The sequence below is a fragment of the Aeromonas sp. L_1B5_3 genome, from assembly GCF_963866575.1.
GTDB lineage: Bacteria > Pseudomonadota > Gammaproteobacteria > Enterobacterales > Aeromonadaceae > Aeromonas > Aeromonas jandaei.
On the sequence record NZ_CAWMDN010000024.1, the window covers coordinates 48243 to 66575 of the forward strand.

At 61.9% G+C, this 18333-nt stretch carries 20 protein-coding genes; 11 read left to right on the forward strand and 9 right to left on the reverse strand.

What is annotated here, in order from left to right; all coding sequences use genetic code 11:
- Position 1 precedes the first annotated feature (1 nt).
- Positions 2 to 2449 (reverse strand): ATP-dependent helicase HrpB, encoded by a 2448-nt coding sequence (gene hrpB / locus AACR93_RS02415; protein ID WP_043849915.1) that lies wholly within the window; start codon positions 2447 to 2449, stop codon positions 2 to 4.
- A gap of 179 nt (positions 2450 to 2628) precedes the next feature.
- Between hrpB and thpR the strand changes: the two genes are divergently transcribed.
- The 10 genes from thpR (at position 2629) to AACR93_RS02465 (ending at position 11638) form a co-directional block, all read left to right on the forward strand.
- On the forward strand, positions 2629 to 3201 hold the full coding sequence (gene thpR, locus AACR93_RS02420; protein WP_043849972.1) for an RNA 2',3'-cyclic phosphodiesterase: 573 nt from the start codon (positions 2629 to 2631) through the stop codon (positions 3199 to 3201).
- Positions 3198 to 3941: a DNA/RNA nuclease SfsA gene (sfsA, locus tag AACR93_RS02425; RefSeq protein ID WP_043849916.1), complete on the forward strand. Its 744-nt coding sequence runs from the start codon at positions 3198 to 3200 to the stop codon at positions 3939 to 3941. The genes thpR and sfsA overlap by 4 nt, the downstream gene beginning before the upstream one ends.
- 119 nt (positions 3942 to 4060) lie before the next feature.
- Entirely contained in the window at positions 4061 to 4510 is a 450-nt protein-coding gene (gene dksA, locus AACR93_RS02430) for an RNA polymerase-binding protein DksA (RefSeq protein WP_005335644.1), read from the forward strand.
- Positions 4511 to 4620: 110 nt separating this feature from the next.
- Positions 4621 to 5529, forward strand: coding sequence for a tRNA glutamyl-Q(34) synthetase GluQRS (gene gluQRS, locus AACR93_RS02435; RefSeq protein ID WP_043849973.1), 909 nt, complete (start codon positions 4621 to 4623; stop codon positions 5527 to 5529).
- Between the two features lie 449 nt (positions 5530 to 5978).
- Positions 5979 to 7469, forward strand: a complete 1491-nt coding sequence (gene pcnB, locus AACR93_RS02440; protein ID WP_043849917.1) for a polynucleotide adenylyltransferase PcnB — start codon at positions 5979 to 5981, stop codon at positions 7467 to 7469.
- An 11-nt stretch (positions 7470 to 7480) separates the two neighbouring features.
- On the forward strand, positions 7481 to 7990 hold the full coding sequence (folK, locus tag AACR93_RS02445) for a 2-amino-4-hydroxy-6-hydroxymethyldihydropteridine diphosphokinase (RefSeq protein WP_043849918.1): 510 nt from the start codon (positions 7481 to 7483) through the stop codon (positions 7988 to 7990).
- Positions 7987 to 8781, forward strand: a complete 795-nt coding sequence (gene panB / locus AACR93_RS02450) for a 3-methyl-2-oxobutanoate hydroxymethyltransferase (protein ID WP_043849919.1) — start codon at positions 7987 to 7989, stop codon at positions 8779 to 8781. Before folK ends, panB begins: the two co-directional genes overlap by 4 nt.
- Before the next feature lie 104 nt (positions 8782 to 8885).
- Positions 8886 to 9743, forward strand: a complete 858-nt coding sequence (panC, locus tag AACR93_RS02455) for a pantoate--beta-alanine ligase (protein WP_043849920.1) — start codon at positions 8886 to 8888, stop codon at positions 9741 to 9743.
- A 24-nt stretch (positions 9744 to 9767) separates the two neighbouring features.
- Positions 9768 to 10118 carry a putative quinol monooxygenase gene (locus AACR93_RS02460; RefSeq protein WP_041210222.1) on the forward strand — a complete coding sequence of 117 codons (351 nt, stop codon included), beginning with the start codon at positions 9768 to 9770 and terminating at the stop codon, positions 10116 to 10118.
- Between the two features lie 152 nt (positions 10119 to 10270).
- Entirely contained in the window at positions 10271 to 11638 is a 1368-nt protein-coding gene (locus AACR93_RS02465) for a cation:dicarboxylate symporter family transporter (protein WP_043849921.1), read from the forward strand.
- 64 nt (positions 11639 to 11702) lie between these two features.
- Here the strand turns inward: AACR93_RS02465 and AACR93_RS02470 are convergent, their stop codons facing one another.
- The 8 genes from AACR93_RS02470 to hpt form a co-directional block, all read right to left on the reverse strand.
- Complete coding sequence (locus tag AACR93_RS02470; RefSeq protein WP_043849922.1) at positions 11703 to 12230, reverse strand: rhodanese-like domain-containing protein; 528 nt, start codon at positions 12228 to 12230, stop codon at positions 11703 to 11705.
- Positions 12231 to 12234: 4 nt separating this feature from the next.
- Positions 12235 to 12654 (reverse strand): MauE/DoxX family redox-associated membrane protein, encoded by a 420-nt coding sequence (locus AACR93_RS02475; protein WP_043849923.1) that lies wholly within the window; start codon positions 12652 to 12654, stop codon positions 12235 to 12237.
- Between the two features lie 14 nt (positions 12655 to 12668).
- Entirely contained in the window at positions 12669 to 12977 is a 309-nt protein-coding gene (locus tag AACR93_RS02480) for a DUF3343 domain-containing protein (protein WP_043849924.1), read from the reverse strand.
- Positions 12974 to 13756, reverse strand: coding sequence for an acyl-CoA dehydratase activase (locus tag AACR93_RS02485; RefSeq protein WP_043849925.1), 783 nt, complete (start codon positions 13754 to 13756; stop codon positions 12974 to 12976). Before AACR93_RS02485 ends, AACR93_RS02480 begins: the two co-directional genes overlap by 4 nt.
- Positions 13757 to 13765: 9 nt before the next feature.
- Positions 13766 to 14917, reverse strand: a complete 1152-nt coding sequence (locus tag AACR93_RS02490; protein WP_043849926.1) for a double-cubane-cluster-containing anaerobic reductase — start codon at positions 14915 to 14917, stop codon at positions 13766 to 13768.
- 226 nt (positions 14918 to 15143) lie between these two features.
- Entirely contained in the window at positions 15144 to 15917 is a 774-nt protein-coding gene (locus tag AACR93_RS02495) for an ABC transporter permease (protein ID WP_033113075.1), read from the reverse strand.
- Positions 15914 to 16831, reverse strand: coding sequence for an ABC transporter ATP-binding protein (locus AACR93_RS02500; RefSeq protein WP_043849927.1), 918 nt, complete (start codon positions 16829 to 16831; stop codon positions 15914 to 15916). The genes AACR93_RS02495 and AACR93_RS02500 overlap by 4 nt, the downstream gene beginning before the upstream one ends.
- Before the next feature lie 108 nt (positions 16832 to 16939).
- Positions 16940 to 17470 carry a hypoxanthine phosphoribosyltransferase gene (gene hpt, locus AACR93_RS02505; RefSeq protein WP_005343302.1) on the reverse strand — a complete coding sequence of 177 codons (531 nt, stop codon included), beginning with the start codon at positions 17468 to 17470 and terminating at the stop codon, positions 16940 to 16942.
- 201 nt (positions 17471 to 17671) lie between these two features.
- Here hpt and AACR93_RS02510 point away from each other — a divergent pair, with 201 nt between their 5' ends.
- A complete protein-coding gene (locus tag AACR93_RS02510) occupies positions 17672 to 18286 on the forward strand; it encodes a TetR/AcrR family transcriptional regulator (RefSeq protein WP_043849928.1) in 615 nt (204 codons plus the stop codon).
- The last annotated feature ends 47 nt before the right edge of the window (positions 18287 to 18333 follow it).

Genomic DNA, 18333 nt, shown 5'->3' on the forward strand with positions numbered 1-18333 from the left:
CCTAGATACCCATCTTCTTCTTGGTGACTCTGGTCGGCATCGCCTCCAGCGGATTGTCCGGCCAGTAGTGGCGGGGATAGCGCCCCTTCATCTCTTTTTTCACCAGCTCGTAGGAGCCAGCCCAGAAAGCGGCCAGATCGGCGGTGATTTGCAGCGGTCGCTGGGCGGGGGAGAGCAGCTCTACCACCAGCGCCACCCGGCCATCGGCCACGCAGGGGGTTGCCGCCTGACCGAACATCTCCTGAATTCGCACCGGGATCACCGGGGCCTGCCCCGGCTGATAGCGGATCCGTACCCGGCTGCCGGTCGGTGCCGTAAAGTGGCCGGGCAGTGCCTCGTCCAGCCGTTTGGGCAGTGGCCAGGGCAGAGATTGGCGCAGGATGTCGCTCATATCGAGCTTTTTCAACTGCTCCAGTCGGGTCATGCCGCTCACCGCCGGCAGCAGCCACTGTTCGAGGGTGGCCAGCAGGCTGTCGTCATCCATGGCTGGCCACTCCTCATCGGGCAACCAGTCGCGGGCGCAGCGCAGACGGGCCAGCAGCCCTTCACTGCTCTCGTCCCACGGCAGCACATACAGCCCCTTGCGGCGGATGCCTTGCAGCAGGCAGCGCCCCTTCTGCTCATCCGAAAGGTCCGTCAGCGGTCGCTGGCTCAGCACCAGCTCGCCGATCACCTGCTGGCGTTCGGCGCGCACCCGCTCCTCGCGCTCGTCCCAGTCGAACCACTGGCGCTCGCTTACCAGCTCCGGCAGCAGACGCGCCAACTCATCCAGCTCTATCGGTTCGGCGATAAAGATGCGGCTGCCGCGTTCGTTCTGACCCATCTCCACCGCAATCAGCGCACTTTGACCCTGACAGGGGTGACCCTCGATCAGATCGCAGCTCACCCCGCCGCTGAGCTGGTAACGGCTGCCGCTGCGCAGCTTGCCGATGCGATCCGGCCAGGCGAGGGCACAGAGCAGCCCGAGCCACTGTCCCTGTGGATTGGCCGGGCGAGCGCCGAGCCGTTCAAACCAGCGGGCCGCACTCTGGCGCAGGGCTCCCTGACAGCGGTGGAACAGCACCGAGAGACGCTCCGATCCTCGCAGATCTTCTTCCAGCAACGCCACCAGATATGCGGCATCGGCGACAATCCCTGTCAGACCTTCAGCTTCCAGCTCGCGGGCGCGCAGCAGCATGCGGGCGAGCCGGGGATGGGTACCGAAGGCCGCCATGGCGCGGCCAGCCGGGGTAAGTTGTTGCTCACCCCCCGGCTTCATGGCGCCGAGGGCCACCAGCAGCCGCTGGGCACTGGCGACGGCCGCCGCCGGCGGCATGTCGAGCAGCGGTAGATCTTCCACCTTTGCCCCCCACTGGGCGGCATCCAGCAGCAGACCGGTCAGCTCCTGAGTGAGGATGTCGGGCGGACTCTGCTCGGCGAGCCGCTCCTGCACTTCGTTGCTCCAGAGCCGGTAGCAGACACCGGGGCCGAGACGACCGGCACGGCCCGCCCGCTGGGTGGCGGAGGCTTTGGCGATGGGGCGGGTCTCCAGTCGGGTGACGCCGCTTTTCAGATCGAACGAGGCACGGCGCTCCAGCCCGCTGTCGATCACGACAGAGACGCCTTCGATGGTGAGGGAGGTCTCCGCCACATTGGTGGTGAGCACCAGCTTACGGCGGCCCGCAGGTGCCGGCTCGATGGCCGCTTGCTGGGCGGCCATGTCGAGGCGGCCGTAGAGGGGGGCGAGGGTCACGTCATCCGGCAGCCGTCCTTCCAGCCACTGCGCCAGCCGCTCGATCTCTCCCTGTCCCGGCAGAAAGACCAGCAGGCTGCCATCTTGCTCGGCCAGCGCTTCGAGCACCACGGCGCCGACTTGCGGCTCCAGCCACTGCTGGCGATTGGCGGGGCGGTAGTGGTAGTCGATGGGAAAGCCGCGCCCTTCCGAGCGGATCACCGGCGCATCCGGCAGCAGCTTTTCCAGCGCCATGCCATCCAGAGTGGCGGACATCACCAGGAGCTTGAGGTCATCCCGCAATCCCTGCTGGCTCTCGATGGCGAAGGCCAGCGCGGTATCGGCGTGCAGGCTGCGTTCGTGGAACTCATCGAAGATGACCAGCGAGACGCCGCCGAGCTCGGGATCCTGCTGCAACATCCGGGTCAGCACCCCTTCGGTGACAATCTCGAGCCGGGTCGCGGAGCTGGTGCGGCTCTCGCCGCGCACCCGCAGGCCGATGCGCTCGCCCACCTTCTCCCCGAGCTGGCGTGCCAGAAAGCTGGCGATATTGCGCGCCGCCAGCCGTCTTGGTTCCAGCATGATGATGCGGTCGGGCAGCCGGTTCTGACGTACCAGCTCCAGCGGCAGCAGGGTCGATTTGCCCGCGCCGGGGGGCGCCTGCAGGATCACGCTGTTGTGGCGGTCGAGGGCGGCAAAGAGTTCGGGCAGCACCGAAACGATGGGGAGTGGGGACAAAACGATCAACACCTTCTGTTGCAACCGGTAAAACGGCGCCTATTCTGCCACAGCCAGCACGGCCACCGTGAGCAGATGTAGGGGAGCAGATGGCCCTCGGCCCGGATGGCGAGACAGGAGGAGATGGCTGCCATAGAATGGGCCACCCTCTCTGTCTGGATAAAGGCATCTTCACCCGAATGGCCAAACTCTTCTTTGCTCTGCCCGTCGGGGAGCTCGCTCCCGAACTCATCAGCTGGCGTGATCAACGCCCCTGGCCCGGTCAACCGGTGCCGCAAGCCAATCTTCACCTCACCCTCGCCTTCCTCGGTGAAGCGGACGAGGTGACCACCCGCCGCCTGATCGCCGCCGTTGAGCGCCAGCACTGTCCGCCGCTCACCATCAGGCTGGATGAGACCGGCTGGTTCAGCCGCGCCAAGGCAGGCTGGATTGGCCCGCAGGAGTGGCCCAACGAGCTGACCGTGCTGGCGAAGGCACTGCGTCGTCACGGCGAGAAGCTGGGGCTTGGCAATGGCGAGCAGGGATATCGCCCTCACGTCACCCTGTCGCGCAAGGCGGGTGAGGCGCCAGCCACCCTGCCGGCCCCCGATTTTCTGCTCAGGGCCGATCAATTTTGCCTCTATGAGTCGATCTCGACCCCGGATGGGGTGCGCTACCAGCCGCTTGCCTGCTGGCCGCTGCGGGCCAGAGCCAAGGATGAGGGGGCTCGGGATGAGTGGGACAACGAACAGGCGCGGAGGGCGAACCCGTGATATTTGATCCGCCACTGCAATCCGGGCAACTTGTCGCCCGCTACAAGCGCTTTCTGACCGATGTCGAACTGGCCAATGGTGAGGTGATCACCATCCACTGCGCCAACACCGGCGCCATGACCGGCTGCGCCGATCCGGGCACCCGGGTCTGGTATTCGACCTCCGACAACCCCAAGCGCAAGCTGCCCCATAGCTGGGAGATCGCCGAGAGCCCGGCCGGCCACTTTATCTGCGTCAACACCGCGCGCGCCAACCAGATCGCCCGCGAGCTGATCGAGCAGGATGCCATCGCACCGCTGTGCGGCTATGCCAGACTGCGCACCGAGGTGAAATATGGCGAAGAGAACAGTCGCATCGACCTCTTGCTGGAAGATGAGAAGAAGGGCAACTGTTACATCGAGGTAAAATCGGTCACCCTGCTCGATGAGCGGGAAGAGGCCGGCATGGGCTACTTCCCCGATGCGGTAACTGCCCGTGGCGCCAAGCATTTACGTGAATTGATGGCCATGAAAGCGGCCGGTCACAGAGCCGTGCTGCTATTTATGGTGTTGCACTCCGGAATAAGCCGGATGCGCCCTGCAGCGCACATAGATCCGCACTATAGTCTGCTAATTGAACAGGCAATTGCGGCGGGGGTTGAAATTTTATGCTATCGGCCCCATGTTGGGGTGCAAGGCATGGTGGCACAAGGATTTATCCCGTTTGAATCCAGCCACCTGTTACCCGAGGGGAGTTCATAAATATTGGAGTGGGTAACATTATTGGTACGGCTCGTTTGCTTACCCGTTACCCTTCTGCTATAGATGTCGCCCTCAATTTATGGATGGCACGGGTAGCGTGCTGAATTAGGAGACAGGGCATGCCAACAGGCGAAAACAGGAAATCTCTGGGCCCCCTGGCCATTGCGGGTGTCGCGCCTTACCAGGAAAAGCCGGGTGAGGAGTACATGAATGACCAACAGAAGGCGCATTTTCGCAAGATCCTGGGTGCCTGGCGCAACCAACTGATGCAGGAAGTTGACCGCACCGTTGATCACATGAAGGACGAGGCTGCCAACTTCCCGGATCCCGTGGATCGTGCCGCGCAGGAAGAGGAGTTCGCTCTCGAACTGCGTACCCGCGATCGTGAACGCAAGCTGATCAAGAAGATCGAGAAGACCTTGCAGCTGCTGGAAGATGACGACTTCGGTTACTGCGAGCACTGCGGTATCGAAATCGGTATCCGCCGTCTGGAAGCCCGTCCGACAGCCGACCTCTGTGTCGACTGCAAGACGCTGGCCGAGATCAAGGAAAAGCAGATGGCCGGTTGATACCGACCCGCTGCAATATGAAAAAGGGAGCTTGCGGGCTCCCTTTTTTATTGAGCTTTTGGGCGGGGCGTCCCAAAATGCGCCTCACTGAACTGCTTATCCGAACCGTCATGGCTGTGAATACCCCTTCCTCCCCCCAAATTCGCCCCTATGTGGGCCGCTTTGCGCCGTCCCCTTCCGGCCCGCTCCACTTCGGTTCGCTGATTGCGGCCCTCGGCAGCTTTTTGCAGGCCAGAGCGCAACAGGGGCGCTGGTTGGTGCGCATCGAGGATATCGATCCGCCGCGGGAGATGGCGGGGGCGGCCGACCTTATTCTCAAAACCCTTGAGGCATACGGTCTTGAGTGGGATGGCGAGGTGATGTTCCAGAGCGCGCGCCACGGCCGCTATGACGAGATCATCGACCAGCTCTACCGGGCGGGCGATCTCTACTGGTGCCGCTGTACCCGGCGCGAAATCATGGCGAGCGGCGGTTTTTACAACGGCCACTGCCGCACCCTGGGGCTGACGGCAGAGGGCTCTGCCGCCCGCTTGCGCCAGCACCATCCGGTCTACCACTTCGATGACCGCTTGCAGGGCCATATCGCGGTGCCGGCGGCGCTCGCCGAGGAGGATTTCATCATCCGCCGCCGCGACGGGCTCTACGCCTACAACCTGGCGGTGGTGGTGGATGACATGGACAGCGGCATCACCGAGATAGTGCGCGGCGCCGACTTGCTGGAGCCGACGGTGCGTCAGATTGCCCTCTACCAGACCCTGGGGGCCGCGGTGCCGGACTGGGTGCATCTGCCGCTGGTGGTACAGGCCGATGGCAACAAGCTCTCCAAGCAGAACCATGCGCCGGCACTGGCGCTGGATGAGGTGCGCCCGGCCCTCTGGCAGGCGCTGCACTTTCTCGGTCAGTGTCCGCCGCCCGAGTTGATGGCAAGCCGGATCGACGAGATCATCGGCTGGGGCATCGCCAACTGGCAGCTGGCCCGGGTGCCCGCCAGCGAGAAGATCCCGTTGGTTGCCGGCTAAATCTGGCAACCAAAGCCAAAAGCAAGGTGACAAGGTGAAACGCTGCGCGAGTCGGCTTGAGCGGATCGGGCGCTGGCTTTCGAGAGCAGGCAAGAGAGAGCAACGGACCCTGCGCCGCGGATCCGGTTAGGTATAAGGTAGAATTGGGTCATTTAACGAAAAACCATAAATTAAATTTATAGTGGCGGGGTTGGCGCCATAGCCGCCTTGTTGCCGTGCCGACAGGCGCTAAAAGGGCAATGGCCGGTTTGCTTTCAGTGAATGGCCGCTATTTTTTCCGGCCACGCCGATTCAAACGGGATCAATTGCCGTCACGGTTTTTCATTTGGTCAGGTGTGAGCTATGGGAATAGACCGCTATTTTTTCCGGCAACGCCGATTCAAACGGGATCAATTACCGTCACGGTTTTTCATTTGGTTAGGCGTGAGCTATGATAGGCCGCTATTTTTTTGGCCTCCCGTCAATTTGAAGTCATAACGAGGTGTACCATTTTTTCCCAGATCGCAAACTTTTGCCGCAAAGTGCTCGGCAAGGATGAGGGCGAGCAGTCGGCGGAGTCCCCCATTCCGGCCCGTGTTGCCGGACAACGTCGAACCCTGAGTCGTGACCAGCACCCGATTTCGCGCAAAGAGATCAGCGAGAATGCACTCAAGGTGCTCTATCGCCTGAACAAGGGCGGCTATGAAGCCTACCTGGTCGGCGGCGGAGTCCGGGATCTGCTGCTCGGGAAGACGCCCAAGGATTTCGACATCGCTACCGATGCGACGCCGGAGCAGATCAAGGCGCTGTTCAGCAACTGCCGCCTGATTGGCCGCCGCTTCCGCCTGGCCCACATTGTCTTTGGTCGTGACGTGATCGAAGTGGCCACCTTCCGCGGTCACCACCATCAGGTCAATACCAGCAAACATGTGTCGGCCCAGTCCGATGAAGGCATGCTGCTGCGCGACAACGTCTACGGCACCATCGAAGAGGATGCCGAGCGCCGCGACTTTACCGTCAACGCCCTCTACTACAGCGCCAAGGATTTCACCCTGCACGATTTTGAGGGCGGGCTGGAAGATTTGGCCGAGCGCAAGCTGGAGCTGATCGGCGATCCCGAAACCCGCTACCGCGAAGATCCGGTGCGGATGCTGCGCGCCGTGCGTTTCGCCGCCAAGCTCGACATGACCATCAGCCCGCGCACCGCTGCCCCCATCCGGGAGCTGGCGCCGCTGCTGCAGGATATTCCGGCGGCCCGCCTGTTTGAGGAGACCCTCAAGCTGTTCCTGGCTGGCGATGCCCTGACTACCTACAAGTTGCTGCGCGAGTACGGCCTGTTCCAGCAGCTCTTCCCGCAAGTGGCTGCGCTGTTTACCCCGCACGGCAACTCGCCTTACGAGCAGTTTATCGAGCAGGCGCTGATCGATACCGACACTCGCGTTCGTGAAGATAAACGCGTCACCCCCGCCTTCCTCTACGCCACCCTGCTGTGGGGCTGCGTCGAGGCCCGTGGTCGGGTGCTGGAGAACGAGAGCGGCCTGCCCTGGTATGACGCCTTCATGCTGGCGATCAACGAGGTGCTCGACAATCAGGTGCGGATCATCGCCGTTCCCCGCCGTTTCACGACAGATGTCCGCGACATCTGGGCACTGCAACAGCGCCTGACCCGTCGTCAGGGCAAGCACCCCGAGCGCGCCATGGAGCATCCCAAGTTCCGCGCGGCGTTCGACTTCCTGTTGCTGCGCAACCGGGTCGAGCGCGGTCTCGGCGAGCTGGCCAGCTGGTGGGAGCGCTATGTTGCTTCCAATCCGGATGTGCGCCCGCAGCTGCAACGGGAAGCGACCCGTCGCCCGGCCAGCGGTGAGCGCGGTGAGAGCCGTAGCCACGATGGCGAGAAGCGCAGCAGCAACAGCCGCAATCGCCGCCGCCCGCGCCGTCGCAAGCCGAAAGCGGCCGAGTGATCACAGACGTGATGACCGAGGTCTTCATCGCCATTGGCTCCAACCTGTCTGACCCATTGGGTCAGGCGCGCCGCGCGGTCGCCGCGCTGGCGACCTTGCCGGAATCTGTGCTGGTGCAGGCCTCGTCGTTTTACAGCAGCCGCCCCATGGGGCCTGCTGATCAGCCGGACTACGTCAATGCCGTGGCCCGGCTCAACACCCGGCTGACGCCGCTGGCGCTGCTGGATCAACTACAAAAAATCGAGCTGGAACAGGGACGTGTGCGCAAAGAGGAGCGGTGGGGACCCAGAACCCTGGATCTCGATCTGCTGCTCTTTGGCGATCAGGTGATCAACCACGAGCGCCTGATCGTTCCCCATTACGGCATGAAGGAGCGGGAGTTCGTGCTGCTGCCCCTGGCCGAAATCGCGCCCGCTCTGGTGCTGCCCTGCGGCACCCCGCTCGCACAACTGGTTGCCCGCTGCCCGAGCAATGATCTCGCCATCATTGCGCCGAGTGCAGACGTACAGGAGCCTTTATGAGCAAGATCACCACCGCCAGCCTGCTGAAGATGAAGCAGGATGGTCAAAAGTTCACCGCCATCACCGCCTATGATGCCACCTTTGCCAAGCTGTTCGACGACGAGGGGGCCCATGTGCTGCTCATCGGCGATTCGCTGGGCATGGTGCTGCAAGGGGGTCAGGATACCCTGGCGGTCAACATGGATGAGATGGTCTATCACACCCGCTGTGTGGCTCGCGGTGCCAGCAATGCGCTGATCATCGCCGACATGCCCTTCATGAGTTACGCCACCCCCGAGCAGACTTACCAGAACGCCGCCCGCCTGATGGCAGCCGGTGCTCGCATGGTCAAGATGGAAGGGGGCGACTGGCTCTGCGACTCCATCCGCCACCTCACCCGCAACGGGGGGCCGGTGTGCGGTCACCTCGGCCTCACCCCGCAATCCGTCCACGTCTTTGGCGGCTTCAAGGTGCAGGGTCGCGACGAGTTTCAGGCCCAGGAGATCTACCGTCAGGCTCTCGAACTGCAGGCGGCCGGTATCCAGCTGCTGGTGCTCGAGTGCGTGCCCAGTGCGCTGGCCGAGCGGATCAGCAAGGCGCTGCGGATCCCGGTGATCGGCATCGGTGCCGGCCCTGCGACCGACGGTCAAATTCTGGTGATGCACGACGCCTTTGGCGTCACCTCCGGCTATGTGCCCAAGTTCACCAAGAACTTCCTGGCCGAGACCGGCGACGTGCGCGCCGCCGTGCGCCTCTATGTGCAGCAGGTGAGCGAGGGGAGTTTCCCCGGCCCGGAACACTGCTTCAACTGATGTGATGCCCTATCGATGAGAGCGGGGGCCAGTGCCCCCGTTTCGTCATCCTGTCAGGCTGATGTAACCCGTATCTTTTTGATTCATCTGAAGGTGAACTGCCGATGTTGGTTGTTAACAATCCTGCCGCTCTGCGTGAGCAGATCTCCCAATGGCGCCGTGAAGGGCGTGCCATCGCATTCGTGCCCACCATGGGCAATCTGCATCAGGGCCACCTGACGCTGGTGAAGGAGGCACACAGCCACGCCGAAAAGGTGGTGGTCAGCATCTTCGTCAACCCTATGCAGTTCGACAAGGCCGAGGATCTTGCCAACTACCCGCGCACTCTGGAGCAGGATTGCGCTGCGCTGGAAGCGGCCGGAGTCGATATGGTGTTCACCCCGACCCCGGAGATCATGTATCCGCAGGGGCTGGCCAGCCAGACCTTCGTCGAGGTGCCGGGTCTCTCCAATCTGCTGGAGGGGGCGCTGCGTCCGGGTCACTTCCGCGGGGTCAGCACCGTCGTCACCAAGCTGTTCAATCTGGTACAGCCGGATGTGGCCTGCTTTGGCCAGAAGGATTACCAGCAGCTGGCGCTCATTCGCAAGATGGTGGCCGACATGGCGATGCCCATCGAGATCGTCGGCGTGCCCACCGTGCGGGCCGAAGACGGGCTGGCGCTCTCTTCGCGTAACGGCTACCTGACCGCTGCCGAGCGGGCCATCGCCCCCGAGCTGGCGCGCACCATGAACTGGATCGCCGAGCAGATCGAAGCAGGTGATCACCACCTGCCCTCCTTGGTGGCGCAGGCCAGCCAGCGCCTCGACAACGCCGGTTTTCGCACCGATGCCATCGACATCGTCGATGCCGCCAACCTCGAAGCGGCTACCGACGAGAGCGAGCAGCTGGTGATCCTGATGGCTGCGTATCTCGGCAAGGCCCGTCTTATCGACAACCGGGTGGTCACGCTACAGCAAGCCTGAGCGAGTCGCCCACAGGAGGATCTCATGTCCAAGAAGGTTTATTGCATCGCCCAATTCCTGCCGAAAGCTGGTCAGGAGCAGGCCCTGTTTCAGGTGTTGCAGGCACTGGAGCCCAACACCCTGCGTGAGGATGGCTGCCTGCAATATCGGGTAACCCGCCACATCGCCAGCCCGTTTGCCGAGGGGGAGAGCTTCCCCATCGTGTTCAACGAGATTTGGCAAGACATGGCCTCTTTCGAAGCGCACTGCCAGCGCGCCGAGATCAAGGCTTTCTTCGAACGTTACTGTCTGGCCGACGATGGCCTGGCTGCCAAGTGGAACGTCTGCGTCTATAGCGACGAACCCGAACAGTACGACGCCCCCGTAAAGAAGTAATTCCCCCGATTGCCAGCGGACGCCTTCCCGGGCGTCCGCTGTTTTTTCACGCCTGCACACTCCTGCATTCCGGCGTTTTATTCTGCGGCCCTGCCCGCATCCCCCTTCGTATCAATCCACTTTCGGCCTGATGGCCGCTACAGGTATTCATGATGTTTGTCCTGATTGCATCGCTTGTTTTCTGTCTGCTCTGTTTTGCTCTCACCCGGTTGCCCACAGGGTTGCCGCTCTCGCGCAAGGTGCTTGCGGGTCTGCTGCTCGGTGCCCTGTTCGGGCTGGCGCTGCAACTGGGGTGGGGCGCCGATGATGCCGGCGTCCAGCAGACCTTGGAGTGGGTCAATATCATCGGCGGCGGCTATGTCAGCCTGCTCAAGGTGGTGATGATGCCGCTGGTGTTCACCTCCATCCTCTCTGCCATCAACAAGCTGGAGCAGGCCCAGTCCCTCGGCAAGATCAGCGCCGTGCTGATCGGCTCCATGCTGACCCTGGTGATGATCGCCGGTGTGGTGGGGATGACGGTGACCCATCTGAGTGGTCTCACTGCCGAGGGGCTGCTGAGCCACGGCAGCGACACGGCTGCGCTGCAACAGAGCATGAGTACCATCGACAGTGCCCAGACCCTGCCGGCCCTGCTGCTCTCGCTGGTGCCCACCAACTTTGCCGCCGATATGGCGGGTAGCCGCGGTCTCTCGGTGATCGGCGTGGTGATCTTCACCGTGCTGGCCGGGGTTGCCCTGCTGCAGTTGAAGGCGGAGCATCCAGAGGCTGGTGCTCGCGCCGCCGTGGCCATCGACACCTTGCAACTGTGGGTGATGAAGATGGTGCGGGTGGTGATTGCGCTCACCCCCTATGGCGTGATGGCGCTGATCGCCCGGGTGGTGGCTCACTATCCCCTGAGCGAGATCCTCAGCCTGCTCGGCTTTATTCTGGTCTGCTACGTCGCCATTCTGGCGATGTTTGCAGTACACATGGTGATCCTGCTGCTGATCGGCCAGAACCCGCTGCACTATCTGCGGGAAGTGTGGGGCGTGCTCACCTTCGCCTTTATCTCCCGCAGCAGCGCCGCCTCCATCCCGCTCAGCATCGAGACCCAGCAGCGTCTTGGGGTGCCCTCCAGCATCGCCAACTTTGCCGCCTCGTTCGGTGCCAACCTCGGCCAGAACGGCTGCGCCGGCATCTATCCGGCCATGATGGTGGCGATGATTGCCCCCATGCTTGGCATCAACCCGTTTGATCCCCTGTTCCTGCTGACTTTGCTGCCGGTGATTGCGCTGGGCTCCATCGGGGTGGCTGGCGTCGGCGGTGGCGGCACCTTCGCCGCGCTGATCGTGCTCTCCACCCTCAACTTCCCTATCGCGCTGGTGGGGGTGATGATCGCCATCGAGCCGCTGGTGGACATGGGCCGTACCGCTCTCAACGTCAACGGATCTATCATGGCGGCCATGATCACCAAGCGCCTGCTTGGCAAACAGGTGCAGAGCGATGTTGCGGAAGGTGAAGCGTCCCAGGTCGCCAGCTGACAGCCAGTATCGAAATGAGAGAAGCCCGCAGTTGCGGGCTTCTTTTTTGGGGCGAAAGGTCGGGTTACTCGGCCGTGACGGGGTAGCCAGCGCCTTTCCAGGCGAAGATGCCGCCCGGCACCCGATAGACCTGTTGATAGCCCTGATTGACCGCCCAGGCGGCAGCGTTGTGGCTGCGGCCGCACTTGACGAAGCCGCAGTAGATCACCACAGGGCGGGCTTTGTCTTCACCCAGCAGCGCCTGGAACTGCTCCGGTGTACCGCTTCCCTCGACGATCTCGCTCCAGTTGTCGCCAGCCTTGGCCTCTTTCACGAAGGCAAAGTTCTTGGCGCCCGGGATGTGCTCCTTCTTGTAGGAGTCCTCATAGGGCATGGTGTCGATGATCACCAGCTCCTCGCCCTTGTCCATCCGGGTTTTCAGCTCGGTCACGGTCAGCAGCTGATAGCCCCCCTGCTGCGCCTCCTGTGCCAGCTGTACAGCCGCTTGTTCCAGCTTCACCTCCTGCTCGAACTGGTTGTCGCCACAGCCCGCGAGGGCAAAGCTGGCGGCGATCAGCGAGGCCACCAGAGTGCGGGATCGCAATGTCATCATGTCACTACTCCTTTGGAACGGGAAAAACGGGGCGGGAAGTTCGCAGCAGGGCGCCCGCAAGCGTCAGTAGCAGCAGATCCCGCACAATGGCCTCCGGCAACGAGCTGAGATCAGCCCTGCCAAGACAGCCGCAAGAGATGTCGAGCCCGATGGCAACGCCATAGCCCAACACCGGAATAAACAGGGCGAGCAGCCCGATCACCAGCCACAATCCCCAGCGCCGGTTGGCGATGACCGCCAGCCCTGCGGAGAGCTCAAGGGCGATCAGCCCCCAGGCCGCGAGCGGAAGCAGCGGCGGCCAGATCAGGCCAAAGGCGCCGATCTGCTCGATGAACAGGGCGGGGGAGGCCAGCTTGAACCCGGCAGAGGCGAGGAAGAATCCTCCTAGCACCAGATTGGCCAGCATGCGCAGATAAACGGCCATGGGATAGCTCTTTATCATCCATGACTCCGACTGCCAGCCACAGGCGTTTGCTTCGCCATGTCCTGACTATCGGCCGGATAGCGGGCCAACTCCTGATAGTCGCCGTCCGCTTCGCAGCGAAAAACGGCGGCGGTTTCGCCACTCTGGCACCACTGTTGCCACTCCTCGGGCGGGCAGTGGAGGCGAATGGCGAGGCCACAGCCAGCGCTGAGCAGGCGCGGCACATCGCAGACCCGAAACGACTGGCCGTGCTGCTCCAGCCGCTTGCGCAGTCTGACCGTGCCGAGGGTGGAGTGGAACAGGTAGAGAAACTCCTGATTCATGATTTGCCTCCCGTGCTGGCGCGGGCACCGAGCAGGGCGGCCCCCAACGCACCGGCAAACTGGGCGTCCGGGTGGGTGGCGACCTCGCAGCCCAACCCTTCGGCCAGATAGTGGCGGAAGGTGGCGCAGTGGCTGACGCCGCCGGTAAAAAGCACGCTCGGTCTGGCGCCGAGGCGGCCGATAAAGTTGGCACTGCGCCGGGCCATGGAGCGGACGATGCCGGCCAGGATCGACTCGGCCGGAATGCCCGCCGAGCGCAGGCTGATCGCCTCCGACTCGGCAAACACGGTACACATGCTGCTGATGTCGTGGGGCTCTGCGCCCTCCAACAGTTCGTCGAGCTGCTCGACCCGAGCCCCCAGAGTGCGGGTGATCACCTCGAGAAAGCGACCGGTGCCGGCGGCGCACTTGTCGTTCATCAGAAAGTCGGTGAGGTTGCCGTCGCCATCGAGCAGGATCACCTTGCTGTCCTGGCCGCCGATGTCGATGACGGTGTGTACCGATGGGCAGAGCAGGCGAGCCCCCAGCCCGTGGCAGGAGATCTCGGTAACCCGGCGATCGGCGAACGACGCGAGATCGCGGCCATAGCCGGTCAGGGTCAGGTGGGGGCGCTCTGGCAAATCGGCCGAGAGTTCGGCCCAGCCTTGCTCGATGGCAGCCAGCGGACGAAAGGGGGTCGGCACCAGAAAACGGCGGACGATACGCCCGCCATCCTTGTGGTCGAACAGGATCCCCTTGGTCGCGGTGGAGCCCGAGTCAATCCCGATGGAGAGTGACACTGCGCCTCCTCACAGCATTTCGATAAAGGCCGCCAGCCGGGTGGCCAGTTGTCCCTTGTCGGCGCTGGAGTAGTCAGTCTCCACCGCCATGTAGGGGATGCCGTGGCGTTCGCGCACATGGCGCTTGATGGCGAGCGACTCCACCGCATAGGTGTGGCAGGCCTGCAGGATCACATCGATCACCCCGTCTGCCTGATACTCCTCCACCATCTGGCTCAGCAGATTCATGCGCTGGTGGTTGGGGGAGATGCAGGAGCAGCCGATGGCCAGATACTTGTCGGTCAACGCATCGAACAGGTCGCCCTCCTCGCTGACGCACTGCTCGGTCGCCTTGGCGCCCGTGCAGTTCTCGTAACCTACTACCCAGCCGCCGTGCTCCTCGATGAGGCGCACCACCTTGTCGGCCGCGCCGCCGATGGGGCAGCCGGTGATGAGGATGCGCGGGCGGGCATCGAGCCGCTTGCCCTCGGCATACTCGGCCTTGATGCGGCGGGTCATCTCCTGCAGCTCGCTGATGAGCTGCTCCTTGTCGAAGCGGAAGGTGGCGCCATAGACCACCTTGAGCAGGTCGGTGCCGCTCAGCGCCGGCGGATTGAGCTGGCCCAGCCGGTAGAAGTCGGCCAGTGCGCGGCGCTCGCGGTTCTTCAGCACGATGGCCTCTCGCAGCGCCTGCTCGCTGATGGGTTGGCCAAACTGCTGCTCCAGCAGCTCCTTGAAGCGGACGATTTCGCTGCGCCACAGGGTGCGGGAGGCCTCGTCATCGGCGCGGTTGGGCAATTGCATCACATGTACCGGTTTGAACTCGGCCATGTACTCGTACATCTTCTTCTTGCCGTCGCAGGTGGTTTCCCCCACCACCAGATCGGAGAAGTAGAAGTAGGGGCACTTGTCGGTCTTGCCGAAACCGTAGCTGCTCTTGATCAGCGGGCAGAGGTTGCGGGGCAGGTCTTTCTCGGCCTCCTCGATGGTCTCGTCGCTGGTGGAGCAGAGCGATACCACCACCGCGCCGGCGGCCATCGCCACCTCCTGCGGCATAAAGGTGCAGTAGGTGCCGACCAGGGGGATCTGTCGCTCCTTGAGTGCCATCACAGCCAGAAAGCCCTGACGACGGGCATCTGAAAAACTATCGAAAATGGCTGGCAACTCGGTGATAAGTGACATAGGCGATCCTGCCCTGATGAGAGAAATGAAGAGACAGATGCTCCATCAATGACGGCACATCCAACCGCGAGAATTATACCTTTGGGGGTAATTCGAAAATTGCGGTGGATCACAAGGTGTCAGGTAAAGCCTTAATAACAGGCAGGTTATTGCGAAGAGGGCTGGCAGGTTGAAGGGGCTAAAGGGGGAATAAAAAACGGGCACCGCGAGGTGCCCGTTCTGGTCATCAGTGGCGCAGACCGGTGCCGCGCGAGATAAGCCACCAGGCCAGACCGTAGAGAGCTACGATGAAGCCGATGATGATGAGGTAGGCGGTGCCGAGCGGCACGTCGGAGATACCGAGGAAGCCGTAACGGAACGCGTTCACCATGTAGATGATGGGGTTCACCTGGGAGACCCCCTGCCAGAAGGGGGGCAGCAGGCTGATGGAGTAGAACACGCCGCCCAGATAGGTAAGCGGCGTCAGCACGAAGGTGGGGATGATGCTGATGTCGTCGAAAGTCTTGGCAAACACCGCGTTGATGAGGCCACCCAGCGAGAAGAGGATGGCGGTCAGCAGCACGGTCACGCAGACGCTGAACAGATGGTGGATCTGCAGCGGCACGAAGAAGAGCGACACCAGGGTGACGATGAGGCCGACGCAGAGGCCGCGGGCCACGCCACCGCCCACGTAACCGGCGATGATGACGTAGTTGGGCACCGGCGCCACCAGCAGCTCCTCCACGTTGCGCTGGAACTTGGCGCTGAAGAAGGAGGAGGCGACGTTGGAGTAGGAGTTGGTGATCACCGACATCATGATGAGGCCGGGCACGATGAACTCCATGTAGGTGAAGCCGCCCATGTCACCGATGCGCGAACCGATCAGGTTGCCGAAGATGACGAAGTAGAGGCTCATGGTGATGGCGGGCGGCACCAGGGTCTGGATCCAGATCCGGGTAAAGCGGCTCACCTCTTTGGCCAGAATGCTCTTGAAGGCGATGTAGTAAGTGGTCAGGTTCATGCTTTTCTCCCCTCTTCGACCAGGGTGACAAACAGCTCTTCCAGCCGGTTGGCCTTGTTGCGCATGCTCAGTACCTGCACCTGCTGGTGTGACAGCTGCTCGAACAGGCTGTTGAGGGACTGGCTCTTGTCGAGATCCACTTCCAGGGTGCGCTCATCTTGCATACGGCCGTTGAATTCGGGCACGTTTGGTACGGCAGAACCTGGCGCCAGATCGAGCAGGAAGGTCTCGCGGCCCAGCTTGCCCAGCAGGTTTTTCATGCTGGTGTTCTCGATCAGGCGGCCCTTGTCGATGATGCCGATGTTGCGGCAGAGCATCTCCGCCTCTTCCAGATAGTGAGTAGTGAGGATGATGGTGACGCCCTGCTCGTTGAGATCCTTGAGGAAACTCCACATGGAACGGCGGATCTCGATATCGACCCCGGCGGTCGGTTCATCGAGGATCAGCAGCTTGGGTTCGTGCATCAGGGCGCGGGCGATCATCAGGCGGCGCTTCATGCCGCCGGAGAGGGTGCGGGCCGGCATGTCGCGCTTCTCCCACAAATCGAGCTGGCGCAGGTACTTCTCGGCGCGAATTTTGGCTTCTGCCTTGGGCACGCCGTAGAAGCCGGCCTGATGGGTGACAATCTGGATCACCTTCTCGAACTGGCTGAAGTTGAACTCCTGCGGCACCAGCCCGAGCTGGGCCTTGGCCTCTTCCAGATGGGTATCGATGTCATAACCGAATACCTTCACCTTGCCGTCACTCTTGTTCACCAGCGAGCTGATGACGCCGATGGTGGTGGACTTGCCCGCCCCGTTGGGGCCGAGCAGGGCGAAGAAATCCCCCTGCTTGACGGTGAGATCGATGCCTTTCAGGGCTTCGACGCCCCCCTGATAGGTCTTTTTCAGGCCGCTGATTTCCAGTGCGTTCATTGCAACCTCTAACTGGCTGAACCCGTCTTGATACAGAAAAGGCGGCCGAGGCCGCCTGAGACAGAAAATGGCGCAGCGCCACCTTGTTCGGTATGTTTTTTAACCTTGTTACTCTTGCGGTACCACTTTGCCGATGAAGGGCAGGTTGCGGTACTTCTGCGCGTAGTCGATGCCGCAGCCGACCACGAATTCATCCGGAATGGCAAAGCCGACCCAGTCAACCGGCACCTGCACTTCGCGACGGGAGGGTTTGTCCAGCAGGGTGCAGATGGCGAGGGATTTCGGCTCGCGCAGGGAGAGGATCTCGCGCACCTTGTTGAGGGTGTAGCCGGTGTCGATGATGTCTTCGACGATCACCACATCCTTGCCCTTGATGTCGTCATCCAGGTCTTTGAGGATACGCACGTCACGGGTGCTGTGCATGCCGGAGCCATAGCTGGAGGCGGTCATAAAATCCAGGGTGATGGGCAGCTGGCACTGACGGCAGAGGTCAGCCAGGAAGACGCAGGAGCCGCGCAGCAGACCGATCATTACGACTTCGTCGGAACCCTGGTAGCGGGCGGTGATCTCTTCACCCAATTTGGCGATCCGGGCGGCTACTTCAGCCTCGGAGATCATCACCTCGACAGTGTGTTTCATCACTTACTCCCATATGGCCAAAGGGAAACTGGCCGTTCATGAACATCAAAACCGATGATTCTACCACCCGTGTCGAGAGGCGCCATATATACGTGGTGCTTTTATCGGCTTATTTTAATTGATAGAGTTAGCAGGCACTCAGGCATGATTAGTTACAATACTATAAACACCATAATCAATAACTATTAGATGATAAAAACTATGGAACCACGCGCAGAAATAAGACGTCGTACCCGGCTGTCGCCGGAGGCTCGTCGCAATCAACTGATGGAATGTGCCATCGAAGTGTTCTCCCGCCGCGGTATCGGTCGTGCCGGTCACGCCGAAATTGCCGAGCAGGCCAAGGTCTCTGTTGCCTCCGTCTTCAACTATTTCAACACCCGCGAGGAGTTGGTAGATGAGGTATTGGCCGAGATCGAACGCTTCGTGAACCTGACGTTGTCGCAGGCATACAGCGGCAATGGTTCAATCTTCGACAAGATCAAGCGCCATGTGAGCTTGTCTGTCGATGCGGCCTACGACCAGCCCGATTACGCAGGTATCTGGCTGGAGTGGAGTTCCTCGGTTCGGGAAGAGGTATGGCCTCGCTATACCCGGCTGCTCGATCAGTGCCTTGAGCTGATCGCCAGCGAGCTGCAAACCGCCATGGATGCAGGGGAGATCACCAGCGTGCTGTCGGCACAGGATCTGGCCCGCTCTCTGACCGGTTTTGGCTATGTGATGATGCAGATGATCAATCAACCTCAGCGCCCGGCGCGCGAAGAGGTGACTGATTTCCTGTTCAAGTACGTGACGGCACCTATTCAGGCTTGCTGATACGGCTTAACGAAAAAAGGCGCCCCTCATCGAGGGGCGCCTTTTTT

What these genes read in the sequence shown, in the direction of transcription:
- AACR93_RS02490 (WP_043849926.1), bottom strand. Translation starts at nt 14,917, where the DNA reads ATGTCACTTATCACCGAGTTGCCAGCCATTTTCGATAGTTTTTCAGAT.
- dksA (WP_005335644.1), top strand. Translation starts at nt 4,061, where the DNA reads ATGCCAACAGGCGAAAACAGGAAATCTCTGGGCCCCCTGGCCATTGCG.
- AACR93_RS02470 (WP_043849922.1), bottom strand. Translation starts at nt 12,230, where the DNA reads ATGATGACATTGCGATCCCGCACTCTGGTGGCCTCGCTGATCGCCGCC.
- panB (WP_043849919.1), top strand. Translation starts at nt 7,987, where the DNA reads ATGAGCAAGATCACCACCGCCAGCCTGCTGAAGATGAAGCAGGATGGT.
- AACR93_RS02480 (WP_043849924.1), bottom strand. Translation starts at nt 12,977, where the DNA reads ATGAATCAGGAGTTTCTCTACCTGTTCCACTCCACCCTCGGCACGGTC.
- folK (WP_043849918.1), top strand. Translation starts at nt 7,481, where the DNA reads ATGACCGAGGTCTTCATCGCCATTGGCTCCAACCTGTCTGACCCATTG.
- panC (WP_043849920.1), top strand. Translation starts at nt 8,886, where the DNA reads ATGTTGGTTGTTAACAATCCTGCCGCTCTGCGTGAGCAGATCTCCCAA.
- AACR93_RS02495 (WP_033113075.1), bottom strand. Translation starts at nt 15,917, where the DNA reads ATGAACCTGACCACTTACTACATCGCCTTCAAGAGCATTCTGGCCAAA.
- AACR93_RS02500 (WP_043849927.1), bottom strand. Translation starts at nt 16,831, where the DNA reads ATGAACGCACTGGAAATCAGCGGCCTGAAAAAGACCTATCAGGGGGGC.
- gluQRS (WP_043849973.1), top strand. Translation starts at nt 4,621, where the DNA reads ATGGCTGTGAATACCCCTTCCTCCCCCCAAATTCGCCCCTATGTGGGC.
- AACR93_RS02465 (WP_043849921.1), top strand. Translation starts at nt 10,271, where the DNA reads ATGTTTGTCCTGATTGCATCGCTTGTTTTCTGTCTGCTCTGTTTTGCT.
- AACR93_RS02460 (WP_041210222.1), top strand. Translation starts at nt 9,768, where the DNA reads ATGTCCAAGAAGGTTTATTGCATCGCCCAATTCCTGCCGAAAGCTGGT.
- AACR93_RS02475 (WP_043849923.1), bottom strand. Translation starts at nt 12,654, where the DNA reads ATGGCCGTTTATCTGCGCATGCTGGCCAATCTGGTGCTAGGAGGATTC.
- AACR93_RS02510 (WP_043849928.1), top strand. Translation starts at nt 17,672, where the DNA reads ATGGAACCACGCGCAGAAATAAGACGTCGTACCCGGCTGTCGCCGGAG.
- thpR (WP_043849972.1), top strand. Translation starts at nt 2,629, where the DNA reads ATGGCCAAACTCTTCTTTGCTCTGCCCGTCGGGGAGCTCGCTCCCGAA.
- hpt (WP_005343302.1), bottom strand. Translation starts at nt 17,470, where the DNA reads ATGAAACACACTGTCGAGGTGATGATCTCCGAGGCTGAAGTAGCCGCC.